This window comes from Mesorhizobium sp. P2_A12 (assembly GCF_056405075.1).
The window spans coordinates 310,310-329,496 of record NZ_JBFUCU010000012.1 but is presented as its reverse complement, the minus strand read 5'-3'; the positions used below and the strand labels follow the sequence as shown (position 1 = coordinate 329,496).

The window sequence follows — 19,187 nt, the reverse complement described above, 5'->3', positions numbered from 1 at the left end:
ATCGATGGCCTCTGTTACGCTCGATAAGGTCCGCAAGGATTATGGCACTGTCCGTGTCCTGCACGCCGTCGACCTTGAAATCGCCGATGGCGAGTTCGTCGTCCTGGTCGGTCCGTCAGGCTGCGGCAAGTCCACGCTTTTGCGCATGATCGCCGGGCTGGAGGAGGCTTCCGGCGGTGAGATCCGCATCGGCGAGCGACTGGTCAACGACGTTGCGCCGAAGGACCGCGACATCGCCATGGTGTTCCAGTCCTACGCGCTCTATCCGCATATGGACGTATCGAAGAACATGGGTTTCAGCCTGATGCTGCGCAAGGCTGACAAGCCGGCGATCGACGCAAGGGTGGATGGCGCGGCCAAGCGGCTCGGGCTCGACACTTTCCTGCAGCGCCTGCCGCGGCAATTGTCCGGCGGCCAGCGCCAGCGCGTCGCCATGGGCCGCGCCATCGTGCGCGATCCCAAGGTGTTTCTCTTCGATGAGCCATTGTCGAACCTCGACGCCAAGCTGCGCGTCCATATGCGCGCCGAGATCAAGGCGCTGCACCAGCAACTGAAGACCACTTCGGTCTACGTCACCCACGACCAGATCGAGGCGATGACCATGGCCGACAGGATCGTCGTCATGCATGACGGGCTGATCCAGCAGGTCGGCGCGCCGCTGGATCTCTATGACCGGCCGACCAACATGTTCGTCGCCGGCTTCATCGGCTCACCGGGTATGAATTTCCTGCCAGCGACGGTGCGAAAGGGGGGCACATCGGGCGCCGTGCTGGCCGACGGCCAGGCGTTGCGCCTGCCGGATGGCCTGCCGCTGAACGACGGTGACATCATCACTGTCGGTCTGCGGCCCGAGCACATCAAGCTGGCCGATGAAGGCGAATTGCAGGGCGAGGTGGGGGTGGTGGAGCCGCTCGGGCTTTCGACGCAGTTCTACGTCAAGCTGGCTGGCCAGCAACTTTGCGTCTTCGCCATGGGCCGCGCCGGCGTGAAAACCGGCGACGTGATACGGCTGTCGGCCGACCCGGCGTCGCTGCATCTGTTCGATCCCAAAAGCGGCGATCGCATTGGCTAAACCGGTGCCGGCTGCTGCATAGTGATTTGCGGAAGCAGGAGGAGGGGGAGGCCATGAAACTCGGAATTCCGGTCTATGACGGCGTGGATCTGCTCGACGTGGCCGGGCCCTTCGAGATGTCAAATGGGTCGACCCGGCGAAAGGTCTCGATTGCCAGATCCTCTCCGCCGACGGCGGCCCGGTCACGACCGTGAACGGGTTGCGGTTCGAAGCCCATGCCAGCTTTGCCGAAACGCCAAGGCTCGATGTCCTCTGGGTCCCCGGTGGTGCGCCGGAAGCGTTGGGCGCAATCATGTCAAATGCCAATTCGCCTTTTCTCGCCTACCTCCTAAAGGTGGCGGCGGATGCGCTCTGGGTTTGCTCGGTATGCGAGGGGGCATTGTTGCTCGCACGCGCCGGGCTGCTCGACGGTCACAAAGCCACGACCCATTGGGCGTTCGTCAAATGCCTGCAGAGTTTCCCCAAGATCGAGGTCGATACGACGCATGCGCGCTTCATCAAATCCGGCAATCGGCTGACCGGTGGAGGCATTTCATCAGGCCTCGACGAGGCCTTGAAGCTGATCGCGCTGCTGTTCGATGAGGCGACGGCAGAGGCGTTGCAGGTCACCACGCAGTATTTTCCACGTCCGCCGGTGGCCGGCAAAATTCCAGCCACGCCGGCCTGCCCAGTGAAATGGCGATCCAGGCGACTGCGGCATCACGGCAATTCTGAAGAAATTCCGGGAAAAGCGTAACGCCGTAACGGACTGCCGTCCGATGGTCCTGCAAACGAAAACGCCGCCCAGTGGGCGGCGTTTCGGCATTTTTTTGAGAAACCAGATTACTTGATCTTGGTTTCCTTGAACTCGACGTGCTTCTTGGCGACCGGATCGTACTTGCGGAACGACAGCTTGTCGGTCTTGGTGCGGCTGTTCTTGCTGGTCACGTAGAAGAAACCGGTGTCGGCGGTCGACAGAAGCTTGATCTTGATGTTTGCGGCTTTGGCCATGATTTCAGTCCGTTATGTTCGTGGAGTTTTGGCCGCTGGAGCACGGGGAAACACCCGGACGCGGGAAACTTGGCGCGACACATAAAGAACGTGCCTGGAAAGTCAAGCCCGGCGGAGCTCATACCACCCGCCGGAACTGGCCAGTGGCCTCAAATCATGCGCTTTCTCTCGCGGGCGCCGCAACCTTCTTCCAGTCTCCAGTGGTGTTCCACCAGCGATTCGGATTGGCGCGGTCGTCCAGCCCCTTGGAACGGCTGGCCAGGATCGGCTGGATGCGGATCACCGGCTCCTGATAGGAGTGCGCCTGGAAAATCGCCTCGGCGACGCGCGCGGCCAGCGCCTGGTCGTCGGGCAGTTCGAACGAAACCTCGACCGTGCCGGGGCGTCGCCGCAACTCGGTCTCGGCGCCGGCGGCCGCACCGTCGAGCGGCCTGTAGCGTTCGATGCCATGTGCCGACTGATAGGCGTTGCGGTCATATTTGCCCATCGCCAGCGGCGCTATCGCCACCACCGCATCCATGATGCGGTCGACATCGGCGGCCGGCGCCTGAAAGGTCACAAGCAGGAGCAATGTCATTCGCAACGAAGTGGTTTCAAAGCCGCTGTCGATCATGGGAGGATCCTCAACTTCAGATATTTCGAGGCAACCTTATAACCGGGGGCTGCTGACACGGTTCTGTCAGCAGCCTGTCGTGTCGCCTGGTGAAATGCAGGCTGGAAGCAGCGTCGCGCTACAGGAGGATCTTGCGGATCAGCCTGACGCTGACCAGGCCGATGTAGGCAGCGAAGAACAGGCCGAGCGACCAGCCAAAGCCCGACGGACCGAACGCATCCATGCCGATGCCGATCGCTTGCGGCCCGAGCACCATGCCCACGCCGTAGCAGAGCACGAATGCGGCGTTGGCTGACGCCAGTTCGTGGCCGGAAAGCTGCGAGCCGAGATGGGCAAGGCCGATCGTGTACATGGCTGCGACGACGCCGCCCCAGACGAACAGAAGAGCCGCCATCAGATGCCAGTTCTGCGCAAAGAAGGGCATGAAGACCGTGCCGGCAAGGCCGACGGTGGCGCAGGCAATCAGCAGATAGCGGCGGTCGCTGACGCGGTCGCTGATCATGCCGATCGGGATCTGCAGCAGCACATTGCCGAGGCCGATCATGGTCAGTAGGAGGGCCGCGTCGGCTTCGGAGTAGCCGATGCGGTTGCCATAGACCGGGAACAGCGCAAAGCCGCCGGTTTCGACCGCGCCGAACACCAGCACGGCGGCGGTTGCCGACGGCACCAGCCAGATGTAGCGCAGGAAATTGCTGGTTTCGCCATCGGAGGCGATGGTCGGGCTCTCGTTGCGCGCCGCCAGCACCGGAATGGCGGCCAGCGTCACCAATGCGATGATGACGCCGAATGGCCTGAAGCCCGAACTGCCGAGATGGGCGAACAGCCACGGCCCCGCGGCAAAGCCGAGCGACAGGACAGTGGCGTAGATGCCGAGGACAAGGCCACGCCGATGCGGCGGCGCCGAGGTGCTGATCCAGAACTCCGATAGGATGAACAGCACCGTCAGCGCGATGTGCAGCACGATGCGCAGTGGAAACCACATCCAGAAATCCGGCGCGAAGTGGAAGCCGACGAAGGCCAGGGCGCCGGTGGCAATCATGGCAATCATCGTCCAGGCCACGCCGAAGCGCATGGCGAGTGGCGTGGCCAGTGGGGCACCGGCGATCGAGGCCAGGCCGGCGACGGCCGTGTTGAGGCCGATCATCGACGCCGAATGGCCGCGCGTTTCGAGAATGACGCTGAGCAGCGGCATGCCGAGGCCGATGGCAATGCCGACGACGCTGATCGACGAGATCGCCGCCACCATCGGCAGCCAGTGTACGCGTTCGTCGCCCTGTGGTTGGGTATCGACCGTCATGGGGATGTCTGAATACTCGATGTTCTACAGAATTTCGCGGGTGAAGCGGTTGCGGACAAGCCGGTAGAAGGGCACGGGACCGCCGGGACGCAACTGCGGATCATGAGCGAGGCGCTTTTCCAGCTCGTTCAGGATCGTTCGGGTAATGTCGGGGATGTCGGCTTCCCTGGCCTTGGCCAGCGGCAGCCAGACCAGCTCTTCGAGTTCATTGGTCGGGCCGCCACCCGGCAGTTCGACGGCGACATCGTCGCGCCAGGCGCTGAAGAAACGTGTATCGAAGCGGCGCACCCGGTTGGGCGGCGTGATGGCGCGCGCGACGAAGCGCAGCATGTCGAGAGAGGGTTGCACGCCGTGTTCGGCAAAGCCCTGCCAATCGGGTCTGGCGGTGGCGAAAGCACCTTTGCGGCCGATGAGCAGCCCGGCTTCCTCATAGGTCTCGCGAATCGCCGACAGGGCAATGGCGCGGGCCCGCGCAACACTTGTGCGGCCCGGCCCGGCGATCAACTTTGCTTCCTGCTCCGGATGCAATGCGGCGGCGACCGCGATGCGGCTGTCGGCCGGATCGGTGCGGCCGCCGGGAAAGACGAATTTGCCTGGCATGAAGGCGTGGCCGGCATGACGACGGCCCATCAGGACCAGCACCTCGTCGCCCTCGCGGTCGAGCAGGATCAGGGTCGCCGCGTCGCGCGGACGAATTGGCTGGTCGCTGTGAGCGATCATGCTCCGCTCGATCCTGTCGACTTCCGCCTTGGTCATACCGTCCATGCGCAGGACCTAGCGGAAACTTCTGGCAAGCGAAAGTGGCCTTTCACGGTCGGTATGTTGCACCAGCGGGCGTAACCAACTTTGACCTAGACCCCAGTATGGGGGTCGATCACGTCATGCTCGCCGCCGAATCCGTGCATATAGAAGGCCCATTGCAGTCCGATGACGGCGCCCTTGACCGGCTGTAGCAGCCCCACCGCCAGTATGATGGTCAGCGGTACCCAGATGGCGATGTGTTGCCAGGTGGACAGTGTCGATGTCGCCTCGACAGCCATGAAGGCGCCAAGCACGATGTGGCCGACGATGACGATGACGAGATAGGCTGGAAGGTCGTCGGCGCGGTGGTGGTGCAATTCCTCGCCGCAGACGCTGCATTTGTCGACGGTCTTGGTGAAGGCGCAAAACAGCTTGCCTTCGCCGCAATGTGGGCAGCGGCCGAGCATGCCGCGTTTCATCGCCGTCCATAGCGGGCGGGCGGCCCGACCCGAGTGATGTTCGCCGCCGAAAACCTGTTTTTCCATGGCTGTTGCCATCATCTTCTCCTGCCGCGCGAACCCGGTCGCGATTGCGACGCGCGGGCGCGGCCCTTGGCCTTGTGAAACGACCGCTTGGAACCTGGCAAAGGCTTCGGGTCGGTCAACATCTCGAAGCGCATCGCGCCGGCCATTGGTGCCACCTCGACGAGCCGGACCTCAACGCGATCCGCGAGCTGGTAGCCTTTGCCCGAACGTTCTCCGAACAGGGAGCGGGCCGCTTCGTCGTATATATAGTAATCGCCATTCAAAGTTGACACCGGGATGAAACCATCCGCGCCATACTGCGGCAATTGGACAAATAGTCCCGATTTGGTGACGCCGGAGATGCGGGCGTCGAACCGGTCGTCGACGCGCTCGGAGAGATAGGCGGCGATCAACCGGTCGACTGTGTCGCGCTCAGCCGCCATCGCGCGCCGTTCCGTGGCTGAGATCAGCACGCCAATGTCTTCGAGCCGCGCCTCCTCGTCCTGCGTCAGCCCGCCCGGACCGAGGCCGAGTGCGGCAATAAGTCCGCGATGTACGATCAGGTCGGCGTAGCGGCGGATCGGCGAGGTGAAATGCGCGTAGCGCCGGAGGTTGAGGCCGAAATGGCCGATGTTTTTGGGCGAATATTCGGCCTGGCTCTGCGAGCGCAGCACCACCTCGTTGACCAGGCCTTCATTGTCGGCGCCGCGCACGCCCTCCAGAATGCCGTTGAACTGGCTTGGCCGCATCTGCGCGCCACGCGCCAGCGACAGCCCAAGCGTCTGCAGGAATTCGCGCAGCGATTCCTGCTTGGCCAGCGAAGGCGCGTCATGAACGCGGTAGACCAGCGCCTGCTTCCTCGCCTCAAGCGTCTCGGCCGCGGCGACATTGGCCTGGATCATGAATTCTTCGATCAGCTTGTGAGCATCGAGCCGCTCCGGCACGATGACGCGATCGACTGTGCCATCAGGCTTGAGCAGGATCTTGCGCTCGGGCAGGTCGAGCTCGAGCGGCTGGCGGCCGTCGCGGCCACGCTTCAGGATCGCATAGGCGTCCCACAGCGGCTTCAACACAGTGTCGAGGATCGGACCGGTCTTGTCGTCCGGCACGCCGTCGATCGCGGCCTGGGCCTGTTGGTAGGCAAGTTTCGCCGCCGACTTCATCATCACGCGATGGAAGGAGTGCCTGAGCTTGCGGCCGTCGGCCGAAAAAACCATGCGCACGGCCAGCGCCGGCCGGTCCTGGCCTTCGCGCAGCGAGCAGAGATCGTTGGAAATGCGCTCGGGCAGCATCGGCACGACGCGGTCGGGGAAGTAAACCGAATTGCCGCGTTTCAGCGCTTCGCGGTCGAGTGCGGTGCCATAGCGGATATAGGCAGCGACATCGGCGATCGCGACCGTGGCGACCACGCCGCCAGGGTTCTTCTCGTCGAGATCTGATGTGGCGAAGACGGCGTCGTCATGGTCCTTGGCGTCGGCCGGATCGATAGTGACCAGCGGCAGGTCGCGCCAGTCCTCGCGGTGATCCATCGTCGCCGGCTTGACCGCTTCGGACTCGGCGATGACGTCGGCTGGAAAAATATGCGGAATGTCATGCGCGTGGATGGCGATCATCGAGACCGCCTTTTCGCTGGTCAGCGAGCCCAGCACGTTGAGCACCTTGGCTCTCGGCAGCCCATAGCGGGAGGCGCGCGCGGGCTCGACCTCGACCAGGTCGCCATTCCTGGCGCCGTTCTGGAATTCCTTGTCCACGATCAGTTCGGGCTGGCGCCGCTCCACCGGTTCGATGCGGAAAGTGCCGTCCTGCAGGATACGAAAGACACCGAGAACCGCATCGCTGCGCTTCTCGAAGATCTTCATCACCCGCCCGGTATAGGCGGGGCCTGTCGCTTCGTTGGTCGGAAAGGTCTTGGCCAGCACGCGGTCGCCGATGCCTGGTGCCGGTCCATTGCCGCTGCGCGACACCCGGATCGAGACGACCGGCGGTTCTCCGGTGCCAACGGCTTCCGCCGGATGCGCCAGCAAGATGCCATCGCCGTCACGGCCAAAAATGTCGAGCACTGCGACATGGGGCAGGGCGCCGACGCGGGCGAGTTTCTTGCGCTCCTTGGTCAGGACGCCTTCGTCCTGCAGGTCGCGCAAAACGTCCTTCAGCCAGATGCGGTCGTCGCCGCGCAGCGCGAACGCCTTGGCGATGTCGCGTTTGCCGGCGCGATCGGGATTTTCGGCGATGTAGCGCAGGATTTCGTCACGCGACGGCCGATAGTCGTCCTTGACCTTGGCCCTCGTGTCGGCGGTGCGCGGATCGCCGTGGCTTCTACCGGTGATCCTGCGCGCCACGTCCTACCCTTTTTTCTTCGCGGCCGGCTTCTTGGCCGCCGTTTTTCCGGTTGCCGGCGCCTTGGCCGCTGCTGCCTTGCGGAACGGCTTCTTACCGCCGCCGCCCTTGGCTTCCTTCTCGGCAATCAGCGCCAGCGCGTCCTCAACCGTCACCGATTGGGGATCCTTGCCCTTGGGCAGGGTGGCATTGACCTTGCCGAAATTCACATAAGGCCCGTATTTGCCGTCACGCACGACGATCTTGCCGCCGCCATCGGGATGGTCGCCAAGCTCCTTCAGGGCGGCGGCTGTGCCCCCATTGCGACCGCCCTTGCCCTTCAACTGCTTCTCGGCGATCACCGACACGGCGCGGTTGAGGCCGATCGAGAACACGTCCTCGATGCTGTCGAGATTGGCGTAGGTGCCGTCATGCAGCACGAACGGACCATAGCGGCCGAGCCCGGCCGAGATCATCTTGCCGGATTCCGGGTGCTGGCCGACATCGCGCGGCAGCGACAGCAGGGCGAGCGCCTTCTCGTGGTCGATGGTTTCAGCCGTCCAGCCCTTGGGCAGGCTGGATCGCTTGGCCTCCTTGCCGTCGCCGCGCTGCAGATAGGGGCCGAAGCGGCCGCTGCGCAGCGTGATTTCCTCTGACGTATAGGGGTCCTTGCCGATGACCTTTGTGCCGTCCTCGCCATTGCCGTTCTCGCCATTGGGGTTGGCGGCATCGCCGAGCTGGCGGGTGAAGGAGCATTCGGGGTAGTTCGAGCAGCCGACAAAGGCGCCGAATTTGCCAAGCTTCAGTGACAGATTGCCGGTGCCGCATTTCGGGCAGATGCGGGGGTTCGAACCGTCTTCGCGCGTCGGAAATACCAGCGGGGCCAGTTCTTCGTTGAGCGCGTCGAGCACGTCGGTGACGCGCAATTCCTTGATGTCGGCGACGGCGCCTGAAAAATCCTTCCAGAAATCGCGCAGCACGTCCTTCCAGGCGAGCTTGCCGTCGGAGATCTCGTCGAGCTTCTCCTCAAGCGAGGCGGTGAAGTCGTATTCGACATAGCGTTCGAAGAAGCTTTCGAGAAAGGCCGACAGCAAACGGCCCTTGGCCTGCGGCACCAGCCGGCGTTTGTCGATGGTGACGTAGTCGCGGTCCTCGAGCGTCTTCAGGATCGCCGTGTAGGTCGACGGCCGGCCAATGCCGAGCTCTTCCAGCTTCTTGATCAGCGACGCTTCAGAGTAACGCGGCGGCGGCTCGGTGGTGTGCTGGGTGGCGTTGATCGTTTGGCGGGCAAGCTGCTCGCCGGCGCGGATTTCCGGCAGGCGGCGATTTTCCTCGTCTTCCGAATCGTCGTCCTTCTGGTCGGTGTAGGCAGCGATGAAGCCGTCGAAGCGAACGACCGAACCGATGGCGCGAAGCTCGGCGGTGCGGGCGCCGTTGACCGCCTCGATCTCGGCCGTGGTGCGTTCGATCTCGGCCGGCTGCATCTGGCTGGCGATGGCGCGCTTCCAGATCAACTCATAAAGCCGCATCTGGTCGGAATCGAGATATTGCCTGACTGAAGCCGGGGTGCGCATGAAATCCGTCGGGCGGATCGCTTCGTGCGCTTCCTGGGCGTTCTTGGCCTTGGTGGTATAAAGGCGCGGCTTTTCCGGAAGGTATTTGGGCCCGAATTCCTTGGCGATGGCGTCACGGGCGGCCGAGATCGCCTCCGGCGCCATCTGCACGCCGTCGGTTCGCATATAGGTGATCAGGCCGGTCGTCTCGCCGCCGATTTCCATGCCTTCATAGAGGCGCTGCGCCACCTGCATGGTGCGGCTGGCCGAGAAGCCGAGGCCCGATGAGGCGGCCTGCTGCAGCGTCGAGGTGGTGAAGGGCGGGCCGGGATTGCGCTTGGTCGGCTTGGCTTCGACCGACACCGCCTTGAAGGTCGCGCCTTCGAGCATCGACTTGATGTCGTCGGCCTGCGCCTTGTTGGAAATGTCGAGCTTTTGCAGCTTCTTGCGATCAAAGGCGGTCAGCCGCGCGTCGAAATTCTCGTTGCGCGGCGTGCCGAGGAGGGCAGCGATCTGCCAGTATTCCTCGCGGATGAAGCGCTCGATCTCGGATTCGCGGTCGCAGACCAAACGCAACGCGACAGACTGGACGCGGCCGGCGGAACGGGCGCCCGGCAATTTGCGCCACAGAACCGGCGACAGCGTGAAGCCGACGAGATAGTCGAGCGCGCGGCGAGCGAGATAGGCATCGACCAGCGGCGCATCGATCTGGCGCGGATTGGCCATCGCCTCCAGCACCGACGATTTGGTGATGGCGTTGAAGACGACCCGGCTGACCGGCTTGTCCTTCAGCGCGCGCTTCTGCTTCAGCACTTCCAGCACGTGCCAGGAAATGGCCTCGCCCTCGCGATCCGGGTCGGTGGCGAGGATCAGGCCGTCGGCATCCTTGACCGCCTTGGCGATGTCGGCGAGGCGCTTGCCCGAGGCGGTGTCGACCGCCCAGGACATGGCGAAATCCTCGTCCGGGCGCACCGAGCCATCCTTGGCCGGCAAATCGCGGACGTGGCCGAACGAGGCCAGAACCTTGTAGTTCTTGCCGAGGTATTTGTTGATTGTCTTTGCCTTGGCCGGCGATTCGACGACGACGACGTCCATGAGGTCTCATATCAGCTGTGATGCGGCAGAAGAATTCCGCTGCGCGCGACGAAATCTCGTTCTATTTGCCGCTCACATGGCCGCGCTTTTGCATCCGGTCAAGAGGAAGCGCCCAAATTGCAGGGCCGTCCGCAGCAATACACTCTTAGAGTGTATGGAGAAAATCACAGTATTCCGGGAAAAGGAGATGGCAGACGCGAGGCAGCGGAAACGACCCGATTCATTTTCCGCCGAGTCGAGGAAAGCCGGCCGGGTATCGCAGGGGTAGATGCTATGAGAGCTTGTTTGGTGCCAGCCGCCGGGTTTGGAGGGATACCCGGCAGCCAGCCGAAGTCCCGCCAGCGGCAGGACCCGGATTGAGAACTCAGTCGGCCTTGACGATGTGCCAGACGCCGGCGACGCCATCGCCGGATATGTCGCCCGCCTTCTTGTCCTTGACGAAGGTATAGACCGGCTTGCCGTCATAGGCCCACATCTTGGTGCCGTCGGTGCGGTCGACGACGCTCCATTCGTCATCCGCCTTGGCGCCGGCCTCGGCCTTCAGCGGCGGCCAGTTGGTGGCGCATTTGTCGTAGCAATTGGTCTTGCCCTTCTCATCCTTGTCATAGGTATAAAGCGTCATGCCCTTGGCGTCGGTATAGATCTTGGTGCCATTGACCTCTGCTTCCTTCCACGCCTCGGCGGCGAAAGATGCGGCGGTGCTGAGCAAAAGCGCGGCCAGCCCTGCGGTTATGGTTTTCATGGAAATCTCCCTGGCTGATATCTGGAGACGCGCGGGAAATCGCGGCCTCGCTGTATAAACGCCGGCGAGCCGTCGTTTCGTCCCCGACCTGCACATGCGGCAACGACTTGCCACAAAATGGTGATTGGTGGAGAAGCAACGTCGAGCCTATATCGGCGCCGGAACGGTCGGAGCTTTGGAATGGCATTGGACATCGGCTATGTCAGCGCGGTCGGGGCGGGAGCGATCTCGTTCCTGTCACCCTGCGTGCTGCCGCTGGTGCCGCCGTATCTCTGCTATATGGCCGGCGTGTCGGTCGACGATTTTCGCGGCAATGCGGGCGTGACGGCTCGGGAGGGCGCCCGCGGCGCGCTGCTCTATGCCTCGATCGCCTTCGTGCTCGGCTTCTCGACCGTGTTCGTCGCGCTCGGCGCCGGCGCCTCGACCATCGGCCACTGGCTGCGGGTCTGGCAGGAGCCGCTGGCGATGGCCGCCGGCGTGCTGATCATCCTGATGGGTCTGAATTTCCTCGGCATCTTGCGCATTCCGCTGTTGTCGCGCGAGGCGCGCTTCCAGTCGCAGGGCAAGCCGGCAAGTGCGGTCGCCGCCTATGTCATGGGTCTGGCCTTCGCCTTCGGCTGGACGCCGTGCATTGGCCCGGTGCTGGGGCCGATCCTGACGTTGGCCGGTGGCCGCGAGACGGTGGGCGAGGGCGCGCTGCTGCTTGCCGCCTATTCGCTCGGCCTCGGAATCCCGTTCCTGATCGCGGCGCTGTTTTCCGGCGCTTTCATGCGCTTCCTCGGCAAATTCCGCGTCCATCTCGGCCGCGTCGAGAAAGCCATTGGCGCCCTGCTGGTCGTCGCCGGGGTGTTTTTCCTCACCGGCGGCGTGCAGACCGTGTCCTACTGGCTGCTCGAGAATTTCCCGGTGCTCGGACGGCTGGGCTGATCTCCTTGCCTCAGATGCGAAAGCGCGTCGCGGACCCGCTGATTAAGAGTCAGCTGCTCTACCATCTCACCGGAATTTAACCGCATTGGTGCAGCAAGGCGCCACTGCTATCCTGTCTTGATTCCCAACCCTTTTCATATGGTTGTTCACCCATGAGCCAGAGATCCTGCCTGTCCGTCATCCTCGCCGCCGGCGAAGGCACGCGCATGAAGAGCGCGCTGCCGAAGGTGCTGCACCAGATTGCCGGGCTGCCGATGGTCGCCCATGTGGTGAAGGCGGCCGAGGCCGCGGGTGCCGGCAGCCAGGCGCTGGTGATCGGTCATGGTGCCGACGAGATGCGCAAGGCAGCGGCGAAATTCGCGCCGAAGGCCGAGACCTTCGTGCAGGAAAAGCGCCTTGGCACCGCGCATGCGGTGCTTGCCGCGCGTGAAGCGATATCAAAGGGTTACAGCGATATCCTGGTGATGTTCGGCGACACACCGTTGATCGAAGCCGACGCGCTCACCGTGGCGCGGCTGAAACTGGCGGAAGGTGCCGCCGTCGTGGTCATCGGTTTCCGCCCGCCCAATCCGACCGGCTATGGCAGGCTGATCGAAAAAGGCGGCAAGCTGATTGCCGTCCGCGAGGAGAAGGACTGCAGCGCGGAGGAAAGGAAGATCGGCTTTTGTAATGCCGGCATGATGGCGGTGGCCGGCAGCCAGGCGCTGACGCTGCTCGATGCGGTCGGCAACAAGAACGCCAAGGGCGAGTACTATCTCACCGACATCGTCGAGATTGCCACCGCGAAAGGCCTCGATGTCGTGGCCACCGAGGCCAGCTTCGAAAGCGCGCTCGGCATCAACAACCGCGTCGAACTGGCGCAGGCCGAAGGCATCTGGCAGCAACGCCGCCGCCATGAGGCGATGCTGTCGGGCGTGACGCTGATCGCGCCCGAGACCGTGTATTTCTCGCATGATACCGAAATCGGCGCCGACACGATCGTCGAGCCAAATGTCTGGTTCGGTCTGGGTGTGAAGATCGCCACCGGCGCCAAGATCCATGCCTTCAGCCATTTCGAGGGTGCTACCATCGCCTCGAATTGCGAAGTTGGGCCATTCGCTCGGCTGCGACCGGGGGCCGATCTCAGGAACAAGGCCAAGGTCGGCAATTTCTGCGAGGTCAAGCAGGCGACCATCGAGGACGGAGCCAAGGTCAATCACCTGACCTATATCGGCGATGCCCGCGTCGGCGCGGGCGCCAACATCGGTGCCGGCGCCATCACCTGCAATTACGACGGCTATTCGAAATTCTTCACCGACATCGGCGAGGGTGCCTTTATCGGATCGAACTCCTCGCTGGTGGCGCCTGTCACTATCGGTAAGCGCGGCTATATCGCCTCAGGCAGCGTCATCACCGAAAGCGTGCCGGACGATGCGCTGGCCTTCGGTCGCGCCCGCCAGAAGACCATCCCCGGCAAGGGCAAGGAATTGCGCGAGCGCTTTGCTTCGGTTGCGGCCGCGAAGAAAAAGGCTGCCGGCGCCGACCACTAGCGATTAGCCGGTCATGTCCTTGTCGAAGGCGGCAGTCACCTCGATCTTGCCGACGATGGCCTTGTTGAAATCATCGAGGTCTTCGGCTGGTATCCAGTATTCGAGATGCGCCTTGCTGCCGGCCTGCTCGACCCGGTAGCGGTCGAGAAAGCTTTTCAGCACGTCAAACCGCGTCACGAAGCCTGCTCCGCTTGCCGGCACGTTCCAGTCGCGCGCGATCTGCACGGCATAGGCTTCCGACAGGACCGGATAGAAGATCGGCTGTTCGGGCAGGCGCGGCGGAAATGCCCTCATGTCCGAAGCCTCGATGAGTTTCAGTTCTGTGGGCCCGACCGGGCGCCAGAGTGTAATGGTTGATATGGTTTCGTTCATGGTCGGAGCTTAGCCAAACATTTCCCGAACGGAAACCGAATGGCTGAAAAACCGAATGATTGCAGTAACCGGATTGCAAGAGCGGTCTGTCATGGTGCATGCGTGCAGAAGCGTTCCGTTACACGGGGCGAAATGCAATGTGACTTTCGCGGCAGGCCGGCCATCCCTAAATAGTGCTGGTTTTCCATGGGGAATTGGAGGCTGTCTGCATGTGCGGTATCGTTGGAATCGTCGGCCATTCGCAGGTTGCGCCGCTCATCGTCGACGCGCTGAAACGGCTCGAATATCGCGGCTACGACTCGGCCGGTGTCGCCACCATCGAACATGGTGAGCTTGCCCGCCGCCGCGCCGAAGGCAAGCTGATCAACCTCGAGCGCCGGCTCAAGGACGATCCGCTCGATGGCACGATCGGCATCGGCCACACGCGCTGGGCAACGCATGGCGTGCCGAACGAGACCAATGCGCATCCGCATTTTTCCGACGGCGTCGCCATCGTCCACAACGGCATCATCGAGAACTTTGCTGAATTGCGCGACGAACTGAAGCGTGACGGCTACAACTTTTCTTCGCAGACCGACACCGAGGTCGTCGCGCATCTGGTGGCGCGCGAACTGGCCAGGGGGCTGAAGCCGGTCGAGGCCGCGCACCAGGCGTTGAAGCGGCTGGAAGGCGCCTTCGCGCTTGCGATCATGTTCAAAGGCGACGAGGACCTGATCGTCGGCGCCCGCAATGGCCCGCCCTTGGCTGTCGGCCATGGCGATGGCGAGATGTTCCTCGGCTCCGACGCCATCGCGCTCGCCCCGTTCACCAATTCGATCACCTATCTCGAAGATGGCGACTGGGCGGTGGTGCGTCGTGCAGGCGTCGCGATCTTCGACATCGACGGCAACAAGGTCGACCGCAAGCGGCAGCAGTCGCTCTCGACCAGCTTCATGGTCGACAAGGGCAACCGGCGCCATTTCATGGAGAAGGAAATCCATGAACAGCCCGAAGTGATCTCGCACACGCTGGCGAATTATCTCGACTTCGTTGGTGGCGTGTCCAAGCCGCTCGACCTGCCGTTCGATTTTGCCAAGATCGACCGGCTGGCGATTTCGGCCTGCGGTACCGCGTATCTCGCCGGCCTTATCGGCAAGTACTGGTTCGAACGCTACGCGCGGCTGCCGGTCGACATCGATGTCGCCTCGGAATTCCGCTACCGCGAAATGCCGCTGTCTGCGAATGATGCCGCCTTCTTCATCTCGCAATCGGGCGAGACGGCCGACACGCTGGCCTCGCTGCGCTATTGCCGCAAGGCGGGGATGAAGATCGGCGCCGTCGTCAATGTCCGTGAATCGACCATGGCGCGCGAATCCGACGTCGTGCTGCCGACGCTCGCCGGCCCGGAGATCGGCGTTGCCTCGACCAAGGCCTTCACGTGCCAGCTTTCGGTGCTGGCATCGCTTGCTGTGCGCGCCGGCGTGGCCCGCGGCACGATCTCGCGTGAGCAGGAAAAGACCTTCGTGCGCGAGTTGTCGGAGGCGCCGCGTTACGCCAACCAGGTGCTGAAGCTCGACCACCAGATCGAAAAGATCGCGCGCGACCTCGCTCACTACAAGAACGTGCTTTATCTCGGCCGCGACACCAATTTCCCGCTGGCCATGGAAGGCGCGCTAAAACTCAAGGAAATCTCCTATATCCACGCCGAGGGCTATGCGGCGGGCGAGCTGAAGCATGGGCCGATCGCGCTGATCGACGAGAACATGCCCGTCATCGTCATCGCGCCGCACGACCGCATTTTCGAAAAGACCGTGTCCAACATGCAGGAAGTGGCGGCGCGCGGCGGCAAGATCATCCTGATCACCGACAGCAAGGGTGCGGCACTTACCAGCGTCAAGACAATGGAGACGATCGTGCTGCCGGACGTGCCGGAAATCATCTCGCCGATCATCTACGCGCTGCCGATCCAGATGCTCGCCTATTTCACCGCCGTGTTCATGGGCACCGATGTCGACCAGCCGCGCAATTTGGCGAAATCGGTGACGGTGGAGTAGGCGCCCCCTTCCAAAAACTTCGCAGTCCAAAGCGCCTTCCGGTTCACAGAAACAGCTGTGATGGTATTTGCATCACTGCTGCTCTTTTTCTTTTTTGCATGATCTTTTTCCGAAAACCGGTTCCCACTTTTCAGGATCATGCTCTAATGTTGCGCTGCAACCCGTGTCCCCGGTGACCCATGTCCGATGCGCCCAAGACCTCTGGCATGACCCGGCTGAGGAACTATTTCCTCACGGGCTTCGTCGTCTGCGCGCCGCTGGCGATCACCGCCTATATCGCCTGGTCGTTCATCGGCTGGGTCGATTCCTGGGTAAAGCCCTATATTCCGGCACGCTATAGCCCCGACAGCTACCTGCCGTTTCCGGTCCCGGGGTTTGGACTGATCGTCGCGCTGATCCTGATCACGCTGATCGGTTTCCTGACGGCCAACATTGTCGGCCGCGCCATCGTCAATTTCGGCGAGCGCCTGCTTGGCCGCATGCCGCTGGTGCGCGGCATCTATGGCTCGCTGAAGCAGATTTTCGAGACCGTGCTGTCGAACAAGGGCGACATGTTCCGCCAGGTCGGGTTGGTCGAATATCCGCGCAAGGGCGTCTGGTCGCTGGTGTTCGTCGCCAGCGAGAAGGAAACCGAGATCAACCAGAAACTCGACCAGGAAGGCGATCCGCTGATCGCCGTGTTCATGCCTTGCACGCCGAACCCGACCACCGGGTTCCTGATGTATGTGCCGAAGTCCGACATCGTGCTGCTTGACATGACGATCGAGGACGGCGCCAAGCTGATCGTCTCCGCCGGGCTGGTGGCGCCCGAAATCAAGCCGATGGTCGTCGTGAACGGCGAGCCGATCGATGTGCTTGCCAACCCATCGGTTGCCGCCTTGGCTCAGCCGGCGCGCAGGAGCCGGACGGCTTCGTCGCGGCCGAACAAGTAAAGCAACAGGCGCAACGCCTCGCCACGCTCGGATTGCAGCTCCGGGTCACGTGACAGGACCAGCCTGGCGTCGTCGCGGGCGGCCTCCAATAGATCGGCATGCGCCTCGATGCGCGCCACCTGGAAACCAGGCGTGCCGGACTGGCGGGTGCCCAACAATTCGCCTTCGCCGCGCAGCTTCAGATCTTCTTCAGCGATCAGGAACCCGTCCTCGGTCTCGCGCATCACCGACAGCCGGCGTTTTGCGGTCTCGCCGAGCGGGTCCTTGTAGAGCAGCACGCAGGATGACTTGATGTCACCGCGCCCGACGCGACCGCGCAACTGGTGCAGCTGGGCAAGGCCAAAGCGCTCGGCATGTTCGATGACCATGACGGTGGCGTCCGGCACGTCGACGCCGACCTCGATGACCGTGGTAGCGATCAGGATGCGTGTCTCGCCCTGCTTGAAGGCGCGCATCGCTTCGTCCTTGTCGGCACCCTTCATGCGGCCGTGGACGAGGCCGATGCGATCGCCGAAGAGCGGTTTCAGGGACGCAAAACGGTCCTCGGCCGACATCAGCTTGATCTCTTCGGATTCCTCGACCAGCGGACAGATCCAGTAGATCTTCTGGCCGCCGGCGACGGCGTCGACCATGCGGCCGACCAGCTCGTCGAGCCGCTCGAGCGGCAGCGTGACGGTGCGGATCGGCTGGCGGCCGGCCGGCTTCTCCGTCAGCTTCGACACGTCCATGTCGCCGAAGGCGGTCAGCACCAGCGTGCGCGGGATGGGCGTGGCCGTCATCACCAGCATGTCGGGCGCGTCGCCCTTGGCGGTGATGGCAAGCCGCTGGTGGACGCCGAAGCGATGCTGCTCGTCGATGACGGCGAAGACCAGATCGTGGAAGGTGACCGTCTCCTGGAACAGCGCGTGGGTGCCGACGACGATGTCGATCTCGCCGCTCGCCAGGCCGGCCAGTGTGTCGGTGCGCTCGCGGCCTTTCTCGCGGCCGGTGAGGATTGCGATACGGAGCCCGACCTTGGCGGCAAGCGGCGCGATCGTGGCCAGATGCTGGCGCGCCAGGATTTCGGTCGGCGCCATCAGTGCTGCCTGGCCGCCGGCCTCGACCGCACGCGCCATGGCCAGCAGCGCAACGACCGTCTTGCCGGAGCCGACATCGCCCTGCAGGAGCCGCAGCATGCGTTCGGGATCGGCGAGGTCGGCATTGATTTCGGCGAGCGCGAATTCCTGGCTCGCGGTCAGCGAGTAGGGGAGGGCAGCGCGCAGTTTCTCGACGATGCTGCCGTCGCCGACCAGAGGACGGCCGGACAGGCGGCGGATTTTTGCCCTCACCAGCGCCAGCGAAACCTGGCCTGCCAGCAACTCGTCGTATGCGAGGCGCCGCCACGCGGCACCATCGATGGAGACGTCGATCGGGTCGGCCGGATTGTGGATGCGGGCGAGCGCATCGCCAAAGGTGGGAAAGGTGTGCCGGCGCATGAAGGCGCCGTCCTGCCATTCGGCGAAAGTGGGCAAGCGCGCCAGCGCCTGGCCGATCGCTCGGCGCAGCACCTTGCCCGAGAGCCCGGCGGTGAGCGGATAGACCGGCTCGACCAGCGGCAGGTTTTCCGCTTCGCTGGCCAGGGCGATGTGGTCGGGGTGGACCATGGTCGGGCGGCCGTTGAACCATTCCATGCGACCCGAGACCACGACATGCTCGCCCTCGGGCATCGCCTTTTCGAGATAGGAGGCATGGGCATGAAAGAAGGTCAGGGCGATCTCGCCGGTATCGTCATGGGCGTAGACCCGGTAGGGCACCGACCTGTTGCCGCGCGGCGGCGGCTGGTGGCGGTCGATGCGCACCTCAAGCGTGACGATCGCGCCTTCGGCGGCGAGCGCGACGCCCGGGCGGTTGCGACGGTCGATGACGGTGTGCGGCAACACAAACAGAAGGTCGCCGGCGCGCGCGGCGCGATCGCCGAGATCGGCCGTGACGATTTTCTCGATCAGCGCGCCAACCTTCGGTCCGACACCGGCAAGCGAGGTGATCGGGACGAACAACGGATCGAGGGTGGAAGGACGCATGATGTCAGCTTATGTCGCGAGGGCCGCAGCGCAAGGCTGACAGCCTCTTCTATCCACGCTATATGCGCCGCAGCAAGTGAGGATGCGGCACAATGACCGGGACGACGAGATCAAGCGTGGGGCTGGACGCCCGCCGCCGCAAGCTTCTGTTTCGCTCCTGGCATCGCGGCATGCGCGAGATGGACCTGATCCTCGGCACCTTCGCCGACGCCGAGATCGGCGCCTTGACCGGCGAGGAAATCGACCAATATGAGAGGCTCCTCGACACTCCCGACACCGAATTCCTGCCCATGGTCACCGGCGAACGCCCGGTTCCCCGGGACATAGACTGTGCCGTCCTGCAGAAGATCCTGGCTTTCCGCCATTCCATGACATTCTGAACACAAGCAAT

Annotated in this window: 17 protein-coding genes; 7 read left to right on the top strand and 10 right to left on the bottom strand. The window is 63.3% G+C overall.

Features of this window, described 5'->3' with window-relative positions; all coding sequences use genetic code 11:
* Nucleotides 1–4: 4 nt before the first annotated feature.
* A complete protein-coding gene (locus tag AC1DZU_RS24115) occupies nucleotides 5–1,072 on the top strand; it encodes an ABC transporter ATP-binding protein (RefSeq protein ID WP_477288988.1) in 1,068 nt (355 codons plus the stop codon).
* Nucleotides 1,073–1,262: 190 nt separating this feature from the next.
* Entirely contained in the window at nucleotides 1,263–1,808 is a 546-nt protein-coding gene (locus AC1DZU_RS24110) for a DJ-1/PfpI family protein (RefSeq protein ID WP_477288986.1), read from the top strand.
* Between the two features lie 86 nt (nucleotides 1,809–1,894).
* On the opposite strand, the gene rpmG is transcribed toward AC1DZU_RS24110, so the two are convergent.
* The 8 genes from rpmG to AC1DZU_RS24070 form a co-directional block, all read right to left on the bottom strand.
* Nucleotides 1,895–2,062, bottom strand: a complete 168-nt coding sequence (rpmG, locus tag AC1DZU_RS24105) for a 50S ribosomal protein L33 (RefSeq protein ID WP_006201775.1) — start codon at nucleotides 2,060–2,062, stop codon at nucleotides 1,895–1,897.
* A 154-nt stretch (nucleotides 2,063–2,216) separates the two neighbouring features.
* Nucleotides 2,217–2,675: a YqfO family protein gene (locus tag AC1DZU_RS24100; RefSeq protein ID WP_477288984.1), complete on the bottom strand. Its 459-nt coding sequence runs from the start codon at nucleotides 2,673–2,675 to the stop codon at nucleotides 2,217–2,219.
* 118 nt (nucleotides 2,676–2,793) lie between these two features.
* The gene (locus AC1DZU_RS24095) at nucleotides 2,794–3,972 is read right to left on the bottom strand and encodes an MFS transporter (protein ID WP_184873913.1); all 1,179 of its coding nucleotides are present in this window, start codon (nucleotides 3,970–3,972) and stop codon (nucleotides 2,794–2,796) included.
* Between the two features lie 24 nt (nucleotides 3,973–3,996).
* The gene (locus AC1DZU_RS24090; RefSeq protein WP_477288982.1) at nucleotides 3,997–4,737 is read right to left on the bottom strand and encodes an NUDIX hydrolase; all 741 of its coding nucleotides are present in this window, start codon (nucleotides 4,735–4,737) and stop codon (nucleotides 3,997–3,999) included.
* A gap of 86 nt (nucleotides 4,738–4,823) precedes the next feature.
* Complete coding sequence (locus tag AC1DZU_RS24085; protein WP_477289241.1) at nucleotides 4,824–5,258, bottom strand: DUF983 domain-containing protein; 435 nt, start codon at nucleotides 5,256–5,258, stop codon at nucleotides 4,824–4,826.
* 11 nt (nucleotides 5,259–5,269) lie between these two features.
* The gene (gene rnr / locus AC1DZU_RS24080; RefSeq protein ID WP_477288980.1) at nucleotides 5,270–7,576 is read right to left on the bottom strand and encodes a ribonuclease R; all 2,307 of its coding nucleotides are present in this window, start codon (nucleotides 7,574–7,576) and stop codon (nucleotides 5,270–5,272) included.
* Between the two features lie 3 nt (nucleotides 7,577–7,579).
* Nucleotides 7,580–10,201 (bottom strand): type I DNA topoisomerase, encoded by a 2,622-nt coding sequence (gene topA, locus AC1DZU_RS24075; protein WP_477288978.1) that lies wholly within the window; start codon nucleotides 10,199–10,201, stop codon nucleotides 7,580–7,582.
* A 364-nt stretch (nucleotides 10,202–10,565) separates the two neighbouring features.
* Nucleotides 10,566–10,943 carry a COG4315 family predicted lipoprotein gene (locus tag AC1DZU_RS24070; RefSeq protein WP_477288976.1) on the bottom strand — a complete coding sequence of 126 codons (378 nt, stop codon included), beginning with the start codon at nucleotides 10,941–10,943 and terminating at the stop codon, nucleotides 10,566–10,568.
* Between the two features lie 180 nt (nucleotides 10,944–11,123).
* Here AC1DZU_RS24070 and AC1DZU_RS24065 point away from each other — a divergent pair, with 180 nt between their 5' ends.
* Entirely contained in the window at nucleotides 11,124–11,870 is a 747-nt protein-coding gene (locus tag AC1DZU_RS24065) for a cytochrome c biogenesis CcdA family protein (protein ID WP_477288974.1), read from the top strand.
* A gap of 152 nt (nucleotides 11,871–12,022) precedes the next feature.
* Nucleotides 12,023–13,399 carry a bifunctional UDP-N-acetylglucosamine diphosphorylase/glucosamine-1-phosphate N-acetyltransferase GlmU gene (gene glmU, locus AC1DZU_RS24060; RefSeq protein WP_477288972.1) on the top strand — a complete coding sequence of 459 codons (1,377 nt, stop codon included), beginning with the start codon at nucleotides 12,023–12,025 and terminating at the stop codon, nucleotides 13,397–13,399.
* Nucleotides 13,400–13,402: 3 nt separating this feature from the next.
* Here glmU and AC1DZU_RS24055 read toward each other — a convergent pair whose 3' ends face one another.
* Entirely contained in the window at nucleotides 13,403–13,771 is a 369-nt protein-coding gene (locus AC1DZU_RS24055) for an ADP-ribosylation/crystallin J1 (protein WP_477288970.1), read from the bottom strand.
* A gap of 209 nt (nucleotides 13,772–13,980) precedes the next feature.
* On the opposite strand from AC1DZU_RS24055, the gene glmS reads away from it, so the two are divergent.
* Both glmS and AC1DZU_RS24045 read left to right on the top strand, forming a co-directional pair.
* Nucleotides 13,981–15,804 (top strand): glutamine--fructose-6-phosphate transaminase (isomerizing), encoded by a 1,824-nt coding sequence (glmS, locus tag AC1DZU_RS24050; protein ID WP_477288968.1) that lies wholly within the window; start codon nucleotides 13,981–13,983, stop codon nucleotides 15,802–15,804.
* 179 nt (nucleotides 15,805–15,983) lie between these two features.
* Entirely contained in the window at nucleotides 15,984–16,736 is a 753-nt protein-coding gene (locus AC1DZU_RS24045; protein WP_477288966.1) for a DUF502 domain-containing protein, read from the top strand.
* Here AC1DZU_RS24045 and recG read toward each other — a convergent pair.
* On the bottom strand, nucleotides 16,688–18,796 hold the full coding sequence (gene recG / locus AC1DZU_RS24040) for an ATP-dependent DNA helicase RecG (protein WP_477288964.1): 2,109 nt from the start codon (nucleotides 18,794–18,796) through the stop codon (nucleotides 16,688–16,690). The two genes, AC1DZU_RS24045 and recG, sit on opposite strands and share 49 nt — an antisense overlap.
* A gap of 92 nt (nucleotides 18,797–18,888) precedes the next feature.
* Between recG and AC1DZU_RS24035 the strand changes: the two genes are divergently transcribed.
* Nucleotides 18,889–19,176, top strand: a complete 288-nt coding sequence (locus AC1DZU_RS24035; protein WP_477288962.1) for a succinate dehydrogenase assembly factor 2 — start codon at nucleotides 18,889–18,891, stop codon at nucleotides 19,174–19,176.
* Nucleotides 19,177–19,187: the final 11 nt, after the last annotated feature.